The following is an 8,388-nucleotide window of genomic DNA, read 5'->3' as shown; positions in this document are numbered from 1 at the left end:
GGTGAAGGGTGGGAGGACAAGGCCCCGCAGGGGGCATGGGCACGGATGCCCATGCCTTTTCGTCAGCACAGGATGTGCTGTCGAAAAGCCCCTCCCACCCTTCACGCACTTGATGGGCATGGATGCCCATCAAGCGCTCCCCTGGGGTGCCCTTTCTTTGGGTTACTTTTCTTTGGGCACGCAAAGAAAAGTGACTCGGGCCCGCAGGGGCCGAAAGCGCCGCAGGCAATCTCCCAAACTGGCGACATGCCCCCTAAGGCCAAAGGAACAGACATCCGTTGGGTTACGCTGCGCTAACCCAACCTACTTGGCTGCATCGCGGTGCGATGGGTGTTGGGGCAAGCGCGGGCAACCCCACCCCAGCCCTCCCCTGCCAAGCAGGGGAGGGAGCAGATCGACGCGACGTGCAAAATCAGGCCGAAGGAACAGATATTCGTTGGGTTGCCCCCGGAGCAAGTTCGGGGTAACCCAACCTACCCGACTACACGGCAGAGCGGCGAAGCGCTACGCGCAATCAGAGCAACAACTTACGCACCTTCAACAGCGCCGCCACAAACGCGTCAATCTCCTCACGCGTGTTGTAGAACGCCAACGACGCCCGCAACGTAGCCGGCACCCCAAAAAACTGCATCAGCGGATGCGCACAATGATGCCCCGACCGCACCGCAACACCTTCCAGATCCAGCAACGTCGCCAGATCCGTAGCCTGCGCCCCCTCCAGCAGGAAGGAAATCACCGGCTCCTTGTCAGCCGCCTCACCCACAATGCGCAAACCAGGAATCTCACGCAGGCGCTCAGTAGCGTAGCCAAGCAACGCATGCTCCCACGCACGAATCGCGTCATACCCTAGCGACTGGACATAATCGATCGCCGCGCCAACACCCGCAAAACCGGCAATATTCGGCGTTCCGGCCTCAAACTTATGCGGCGGCTCAGCGAACGTCGTTCCATCGAAGCGCACTTCGCGAATCATCTCGCCACCACCGAAAAACGGCGGCATCGCCTGCAGATGCTCACGCCGCGCCCACAACGCACCGGTGCCGGTAGGCGCCAACATCTTGTGCCCGGTGATCGCGTAGAAATCGCAACCCAGCGCCTGCACATCGACCGGCCGATGCGGCACCGCCTGCGATCCATCCACCACCAGCGGAATCCCGCGACGGCGGCATTCGCGCGCAATCTCGCGCACCGGATTGACCGTGCCCAGCACGTTGGACACATGCGTGACGCAAGCCAGCTTCACTTCCGGCGTCAGCATCTCGAAAAACTTCTCCACGATCAGCTCGCCGCGCTCATCGATCGGCGCCGCTTTCACCGTGGCGCCGCTGCGCGTCGCCACCAGCTGCCATGGCACGATATTGGCGTGATGCTCCATCACCGTGGTGAGGATGCTGTCGCCCGGCTGCAGGCGTGGCAGCGCGTAGCTGTAGGCCACCAGGTTCATCGACTGGGTGGTGCCGGAGGTGAGCACCACTTCGTTGCGCGAGCCGGCATTGATCAGCGTGGCGAGCTTGTCGCGCGCACCTTCATACGCTGCCGTAGCCTCTTCGCCCAGCTGATGCACGGCGCGCGCCACGTTCGCGTTGTGTTCGCGATAGTGGCGATCCACCGTCTCGATCACCGACAACGGCTTCTGGCTGGTGTTGGCGTTGTCGAAATACACCAGCGGCTTGCCGTGCACGGTGCGCGACAGCAGCGGAAAATCCGCGCGCACGCGCTGCACATCGAAATCGAGAGTAGATGAGCTGGGCTTGGCGTTCATGGCGTTGTTCAGGGCAGATGCGCAAGCAGCGCGTCGGAGAAATGGTCGCGCAGGGTTTCGTTGGGCAGCGTGGCGAATACCGCACGGCAGAACGCAGCGGTAAGCAGCGCGCGCGCTTCGGCCTGCGGCAGGCCGCGCGAGCGCAGGTAGAACAGCGCGCGCTCGTCGAGCTGGCCCACGGTGGCGCCGTGCGCGGCTTTCACTTCGTCGGCGTAGATTTCCAGCTCCGGCTTGGTATCGATCTCGGCCAGCGCAGACAGCAGCAGGTTCTTGTTGCTGAGGCTGGCGTCGGCGCCATCCGCACCTTCGGCCACCACGATCGCGCCGCGGAACACGCCACGCGAACGCTCGTCGGCCACGCCGCGCCAGATCGACTCCGAGGCGGTGTTCAAGGCCTGGTGGCGGATCGACAGCTGTGTATCGATATGTTGGCGCCCGCGCAGTACGAATACGCCGCGCGTGTCGAGGCGCGCTTCGTCACCGCGCAATTCGGCATGCAGATCGTGGCGCACCAGCGCACCGCCGAGTTCGAGCACATGCAGCGCCGCCTGCGACCTTGCACCTAGGTGCAAGCTGCCGCGGCGGATCAGGCTGCTGTCTTCGCCTGCGTTCTGCAGCAGCACATGCTGCAGCTGGGCACCATTCTGCAGCACGATGTCGCTGGCCAGGGTACCCAGGTGCTTGTGCGGTGCGCTGCTCAGATGGTGTTCGATCAGGTCGAGCTTGGCGCCCTCGCCCAGCTCGATCACGTTGCGCACATGCCAGGCCACATCGCCTTGCGCAGCTGTGCCGACAAAGCAGATATGCACCGGCTTGGCGATCCGCGCACCCGCCGCCACGCGCAGCACGGTGCCGTCGCCGGCCAGAGCTGCGTTGAGGCGTGCAAAAGCGTCGCCGGTTTCGCGGTAGTGGCGGCTGAGCGCGAAGCGCAGCGGCTCGGGATCGCTTTCCAGTGCCTGCGACAACGGCTGCAAGGTGAGACCGGGCGGCAATGTTTCGAGGCGCGACAGGTCCGCGCGGAAGACGCCGTTGACAAACACCAGGCGCGGACCATCCACGCCGGGAAGTTTCAGCGCGTGCGTGTCGATGCTGTGGCTTGCCGCCGCGGCATCGCCCAGCGCAAAGCGGCGTTGGCCCAGTGCGCGCAGCGCAGTGTATTTCCACGCTTCGGTACGCGTATCGGGCAGACCGGCCGCGATAAACGCTTCGAGATTTTCGCGCCGCGCCGCATCCAGCCACGCCAGCCCGCTGCCGGGCAGGCGCAGGCCGGCGGCGTCGCGCAGACCGTCAATAAAAGGCAGGCTTGCGGGCGACTGGCTCATGCATTGGCCTCGGACAGCCAGGCGTAACCGTGCTCTTCCAGCTTCAGCGCCAGCGTCTTGTCGCCGCTTTCCACAATGCGGCCGTCGGCCAGCACGTGCACGAAATCCGGTTCGACGTAGTCGAGCAGGCGCTGGTAGTGGGTGATCATCAGGAACGAGCGCTCGGCCGAACGCAGCGCGTTTACACCCTGCGCCACCTGCTTGAGCGCGTCGATATCCAGGCCCGAGTCGGTTTCGTCGAGAATCGCCAGCTTCGGCTCCAGCACTGCCATCTGGAAGATCTCGTTGCGCTTCTTTTCGCCGCCGGAGAAGCCTTCGTTGACGGCACGGTGCAGCAGCTCGTCGGAGATCTGCATGATCTTCAGCTTCTCGCGCACCAGCTTGAGGAACTGCATGGAATCGAGCTCCGGCTCGCCGCGCTGCTTGCGCTGTGCATTGAGCGCGGCGCGCAGGAAATAGGTGTTGTTCACGCCGGGGATTTCCACCGGGTACTGGAAGGCCAGGAACACGCCCGCAGCGGCGCGCTCTTCCGGCTCCAGCGCCAGCAGGTCGCGCCCTTCGAAGATCACGGAGCCTTCGGTGACTTCATAGCCATCGCGTCCGGACAGCACATTGCCCAGCGTCGATTTGCCGGCGCCGTTCGGCCCCATGATGGCGTGCACCTCACCCGGATTTACGGTGAGGCTGAGCCCCTTGAGGATGTCCTTGCCCTCGACGCGGGCATGCAGGTTTTCGATCTTCAGCATGTTGTTTCCTGTTGCGTCACCAGCCGTAGCCGTGCCGCGTTGCAATGATCACGATCAATATTTTGCTTGAGACGCGCCAGTGGCTGCCGTTATCCGAACAAGCCATCCGGCGAGAGTACGCATTGCCCGTTCATCTTTATCGCCGCATGCAATGCATCCGGCGCCAAATCGACATCACCTGGCCATGCCACTGCACCAAATTCAACATGGACCGCATTGAAAACCGCCACATCGCGCAACACGGCAAATATGCCGGCCCGATCGCCCTGGACCAGGGCGGACATGTCGACTTCGCCGCTTGTACCGTCCTGAAATTGCACGCTGAGCCGGCAACCCGGCATGGGCTGCACCTGCAGCACACGCCATGGCGGAGCAGCGTTCAATCCAGCGGCTCGATCGGATGTGGAGACTTGCGTGCTGCACATAGATCCCAGTCCTTCTGCAATTCGGCGCGATGCATTGCCGCCCATTCAAGTACAAAGGCCATTGCGCGGCGCGGTAATTCGCCCTCAATGATTTCCAGCGTACGAATGTCGATTAAAACTTCTGTCTCACCATAAATCGCACGAAAATGTGGCGGCGCATGATCTGCGAAATACATGCGGATCAAGATGCCGTAGAAACTGCTTATCGTTGGCATCCTTAGCCCACCGCACCTTCCAGCGACACTTCCAGCAACTTCTTCGCCTCCACCGCAAACTCCATCGGCAGCTCGCGGAACACCTGCTTGCAGAAGCCGTCGACGATCATCGACACCGCGTCTTCTTCGCTGATGCCGCGCGAGAGGCAATAGAACAGCTGATCATCGGAGATCTTGGAGGTGGTGGCCTCGTGCTCGATGATGGCGCTGGGGTTTTTCACTTCCATGTACGGGAAGGTGTGCGCGCCGCACTTCTTGCCGATCAGCAGCGAATCGCACTGGGTGTAGTTGCGCGCGCCCTCGGCGCCCTTCTCCACCTTCACCAGGCCGCGATAGCTGTTGGAGCTGCGGCCGGCGCTGATGCCCTTGGACACGATCTTGGACTTGGTGCCCTTGCCGATATGGATCATCTTGGTGCCGGTATCGGCCTGCTGGCGATGATGGGTCAGCGCCACCGAGTAGAACTCGCCCACCGAGCGGTCGCCGCGCAGCACGCAGCTGGGGTACTTCCAGGTGATGGCGGAGCCGGTTTCCACCTGGGTCCAGGAGATCTTCGAATCGTCGCCGCGGCAATCGCCGCGCTTGGTGACGAAGTTGTAGATGCCGCCGCGGCCCTCTTCGTCGCCCGGATACCAGTTCTGCACCGTGGAATATTTGATGTTGGCCTGTTCCAGCGCCACCAGCTCCACCACCGCGGCGTGCAGCTGGTTTTCATCGCGCATCGGCGCGGTGCAGCCTTCCAGGTAGGAAACGTAGGCGCCTTCTTCGGCGATGATCAAGGTGCGTTCGAACTGACCGGTATGGCCGGCGTTGATGCGGAAATAGGTGGACAGTTCCATCGGGCAGCGCACGCCCTTGGGAATGAACACGAAGGAGCCGTCGGAGAACACCGCCGAGTTCAACGCGGCGAAGTAGTTGTCGCCTACCGGCACCACGCTGCCGAGGTATTTCTGCACCAGCTCCGGGTGCTCCTTGATCGCTTCGCTCATCGAGCAGAAGATCACGCCGGCCTCGGCCAGCTCCTTGCGGAAGGTGGTGCCGACGGACACGGAATCGAACACCGCATCCACTGCCACGCCTGCCAGCTTGGCGCGCTCGTGCAGCGGCACGCCCAGCTTGTCGTAGGTTTCCAGCAGCTTCGGATCGACTTCGTCCAGCGATTTGGGGCGATTCTTCGGCGAGGCGTAGTAGCTGATCGCCTGGAAATCGATCGCGCCGATATTGAGCTTGGCCCAGTGCGGTGCGGGCATGGTGAGCCAATGGCGATATGCCTTCAGGCGCCACTCGGTCATCCACTCCGGTTCGCCTTTGAGCGCGGAGAGCTGGCGCACGATGTCTTCGGACAGGCCCGGCGGCAGGCTGTCGGTTTCGATGTCGGTGACGAAACCGGCGTCGTAGCGCCGACCGAGCGCGGCGGCCACTTCGGCGTTGTCGCGCAGCACGGCGGGGCGATCGGTTTCGGCGGTCCTGCTCTCGATGGTCATGGTGCGATCCTGCCTTTCAATTCGGTTTGCACGGGACTGCCGGCCGGCGCGCGCGCGGCGGGGCGCAGCATGTCGGCCAGGCTCATCGCGCGCAGCGCGTGGTCCAGTACGTGGTTGATGTGCTGCCAGCTGCTGCGTACGCCGCATTGCGATTCGCGCTCGCAATGGCCATCGCTCATGCTGCATTCGGTCATGCCCAGCGGCCCCTCCATCGCTTCCACGATGGCGGCCATGCTGATCTCCTGCGCCGGGCGCGCCAGGCGGTAGCCGCCGTTGACGCCGCGGAAGGATTCCACCAGCCCGGCATGCCCCAGCGACTTCAGCAGCTTGCTGACGGTGGGCAGTTCCAGGCGGGTTTCCTCGGCGATCTGCGCGGTGCTGAGGACGTCATCGGGGTGCGCGGCGATGCAGGTCATCACCACGGTGGCGTAGTCCGTCAGTCGGCTGACTCGAAACATGGGGAATGAGGGCAGCGGCTTAATTCAGACCAAAATGGTACTGATTAGGTGCCCGCAGGTCAATCCGGAGGCCGGTGCCAAGCCCATTTTCATTGCACCAATTTGGCCCATTAAGCGCACCAAATCGGCCTTTATCGCAAGCCACCCCAGCCCGTCCGGCACCGGGAAAATGGCTTGAAACCGCCATTTCTCCGGCGCACCTACAGGCTGGCACGCAATCTGCTGTCATGCAACAAAACGTCCTCTCGGGAAACTCCGCGCATGAAATGGATCACCGCGATCATCAAACCCTTCACCCTGGACGATGTGCGCGAGGCACTCGGCGAGGCCGGGGTGCAGGGCATGACCGTGACCGAGGTCAAAGGCTTCGGCCGGCAGCGCGGGCATACCGAGCTGTACCGCGGGGCGGAGTACGTGGTGGATTTCCTGCCCAAGCTGAAGATCGAGCTGGCGGTAAGCGATGAGCAGGTCGAGCTGGCGGTCGAGGCGATTACACGCGCGGCGCGTACCGGCAAGGTGGGCGACGGCAAGATTTTTGTGAGCGAGCTGGAACAGGTGATCCGCATTCGCACGCAGGAGGTGGATGCCGATGCGTTGTGATGCACGCACCATGCTGCTGGCGGCAACGCTGCTGTTTGCCCCCGCCGCCTTTGCGCAAAGCGCGCCGCCGCCCGTACTCAACAGCGGGGACACGGCCTGGATGATCGTGGCCAGCGCCTTCGTGTTGATGATGACCATTCCCGGTGCGGCGCTGTTCTACGGCGGCATGGTGCGGTCGAAGAACCTGCTGTCGGTGATGATGCAATGCATGGCGATCACCTCGCTGGTGACGGTGCTGTGGATGGTGTACGGCTATTCGGCGGCATTCAGCACGCAAGGCATGCAGGCGGGCGTTACCAACTGGCATTCGTTTGTCGGCGCACTGGATCGCACCATGCTGGCGGGCCTGACGCCCACCACGCTGTACCAGACGGTGCCGGAAAGTGTGTTCGTGATGTTCCAGCTCACCTTCGCCATCATCACGCCGGTGCTGATCATCGGCGCCTTCGCCGAGCGCATGAAGTTCAGCGCGATGCTGGTGTTTTCCGGGTTGTGGCTGACCTTCGTGTATCTGCCGATCGCGCATATGGTGTGGAGCGGCCCGGGCTCGCTGCTGGGCGATCTGGGCGTGCTCGATTTTGCCGGCGGCACGGTGGTGCATATCAATGCCGGTATCGCCGGCCTGGTGGCATGCCTGGTGCTGGGCAAGCGCCGCGGGTATCCACATACGCATATGCCGCCGCACAACCTCGGCTATACGGTGATCGGCGCAAGCCTGTTGTGGCTGGGCTGGTTCGGCTTCAACGCGGGCTCGGCGGTGGCCGCCAACGGCAGCGCCGGCATGGCCATGCTGGTCACGCAGATCGCTACCGCGGCCGCGGCGATCGGCTGGGTAGCGGTGGAATGGATGATGCACAAGCGCGCCAGCGTGCTGGGCATTGCGTCCGGCGCGGTGGCCGGCCTGGTCGCGGTAACCCCGGCCGCCGGCACGGCCGGCCCGGGTGGCGCCTTGATTATTGGCTTCGTGGCCGGCGCGGTGTGCTTCTTCACCGCCACGCGGCTGAAGCACAAGCTGGGTTATGACGACACCCTGGATGTGTTCGGCGTGCATGCCATCGCCGGCATTATCGGCGCCCTGCTTACCGGCGTATTTGCCGCACCGAAGCTGGGTGGTTTCGATGCTGCGGTCACCTCGCCGCTGGCGCAGCTGTGGATCCAGTGCAAGGGCGTGGGCTTCACCATCGTGTGGAGCGGGCTGCTGAGCTGGGCGATCCTGAAGCTGGTGGATGTGACCATGGGCTTGCGCGTGACGCCGGAGCAGGAACAGATCGGGCTGGATATCGCCGAGCATGAGGAGCGGGCGTACAACCTGTCCTGATGATTCCCGCCCTCCCCTGCATGCAGGGGAGGGAATTAGGCTCTAAGCTTTCGCGGTA

Annotated in this window: 9 protein-coding genes; 2 read left to right on the top strand and 7 right to left on the bottom strand. The window is 63.4% G+C overall.

What is annotated here, in order from left to right; genetic code table 11:
- Positions 1–514: 514 nt before the first annotated feature.
- From IGX34_RS09635 to IGX34_RS09605, 7 genes are all read right to left on the bottom strand, one after another.
- Positions 515–1,762 carry a cysteine desulfurase gene (locus IGX34_RS09635; protein WP_192555493.1) on the bottom strand — a complete coding sequence of 416 codons (1,248 nt, stop codon included), beginning with the start codon at positions 1,760–1,762 and terminating at the stop codon, positions 515–517.
- Between the two features lie 8 nt (positions 1,763–1,770).
- A complete protein-coding gene (gene sufD, locus IGX34_RS09630) occupies positions 1,771–3,084 on the bottom strand; it encodes a Fe-S cluster assembly protein SufD (protein WP_192555492.1) in 1,314 nt (437 codons plus the stop codon).
- On the bottom strand, positions 3,081–3,830 hold the full coding sequence (gene sufC / locus IGX34_RS09625) for a Fe-S cluster assembly ATPase SufC (RefSeq protein WP_192555491.1): 750 nt from the start codon (positions 3,828–3,830) through the stop codon (positions 3,081–3,083). Before sufC ends, sufD begins: the two co-directional genes overlap by 4 nt.
- 89 nt (positions 3,831–3,919) lie before the next feature.
- Complete coding sequence (locus IGX34_RS09620; protein WP_225737361.1) at positions 3,920–4,171, bottom strand: DUF2442 domain-containing protein; 252 nt, start codon at positions 4,169–4,171, stop codon at positions 3,920–3,922.
- Between the two features lie 38 nt (positions 4,172–4,209).
- Positions 4,210–4,470, bottom strand: a complete 261-nt coding sequence (locus IGX34_RS09615; protein WP_192555489.1) for a DUF4160 domain-containing protein — start codon at positions 4,468–4,470, stop codon at positions 4,210–4,212.
- A gap of 2 nt (positions 4,471–4,472) precedes the next feature.
- Entirely contained in the window at positions 4,473–5,954 is a 1,482-nt protein-coding gene (gene sufB / locus IGX34_RS09610; RefSeq protein ID WP_225737343.1) for a Fe-S cluster assembly protein SufB, read from the bottom strand.
- On the bottom strand, positions 5,951–6,412 hold the full coding sequence (locus IGX34_RS09605) for an SUF system Fe-S cluster assembly regulator (protein ID WP_192555488.1): 462 nt from the start codon (positions 6,410–6,412) through the stop codon (positions 5,951–5,953). Before IGX34_RS09605 ends, sufB begins: the two co-directional genes overlap by 4 nt.
- Positions 6,413–6,673: 261 nt before the next feature.
- Between IGX34_RS09605 and IGX34_RS09600 the strand changes: the two genes are divergently transcribed.
- Entirely contained in the window at positions 6,674–7,012 is a 339-nt protein-coding gene (locus tag IGX34_RS09600) for a P-II family nitrogen regulator (protein ID WP_192555487.1), read from the top strand.
- A complete protein-coding gene (locus tag IGX34_RS09595) occupies positions 7,002–8,330 on the top strand; it encodes an ammonium transporter (protein ID WP_192555486.1) in 1,329 nt (442 codons plus the stop codon). The genes IGX34_RS09600 and IGX34_RS09595 overlap by 11 nt, the downstream gene beginning before the upstream one ends.
- Positions 8,331–8,388 lie beyond the last annotated feature (58 nt).

Source organism: Dyella acidiphila (assembly GCF_014863405.1).
In the GTDB taxonomy this organism is placed as follows: Bacteria; Pseudomonadota; Gammaproteobacteria; order Xanthomonadales; family Rhodanobacteraceae; genus Dyella_B; species Dyella_B acidiphila.
Note: the sequence above shows the minus strand (reverse complement) of the source record. Positions and strands in the feature narration are given on the sequence as shown.

Bases quoted from the DNA above. Each gene is read 5' to 3' on its own strand.
- IGX34_RS09635 (WP_192555493.1), bottom strand. From the start codon at position 1,762: ATGAACGCCAAGCCCAGCTCATCTACTCTCGATTTCGATGTGCAGCGC.
- sufD (WP_192555492.1), bottom strand. From the start codon at position 3,084: ATGAGCCAGTCGCCCGCAAGCCTGCCTTTTATTGACGGTCTGCGCGAC.
- IGX34_RS09620 (WP_225737361.1), bottom strand. From the start codon at position 4,171: ATGCCGGGTTGCCGGCTCAGCGTGCAATTTCAGGACGGTACAAGCGGC.
- IGX34_RS09595 (WP_192555486.1), top strand. From the start codon at position 7,002: ATGCGTTGTGATGCACGCACCATGCTGCTGGCGGCAACGCTGCTGTTT.
- IGX34_RS09600 (WP_192555487.1), top strand. From the start codon at position 6,674: ATGAAATGGATCACCGCGATCATCAAACCCTTCACCCTGGACGATGTG.
- sufC (WP_192555491.1), bottom strand. From the start codon at position 3,830: ATGCTGAAGATCGAAAACCTGCATGCCCGCGTCGAGGGCAAGGACATC.
- IGX34_RS09615 (WP_192555489.1), bottom strand. From the start codon at position 4,470: ATGCCAACGATAAGCAGTTTCTACGGCATCTTGATCCGCATGTATTTC.
- IGX34_RS09605 (WP_192555488.1), bottom strand. From the start codon at position 6,412: ATGTTTCGAGTCAGCCGACTGACGGACTACGCCACCGTGGTGATGACC.
- sufB (WP_225737343.1), bottom strand. From the start codon at position 5,954: ATGACCATCGAGAGCAGGACCGCCGAAACCGATCGCCCCGCCGTGCTG.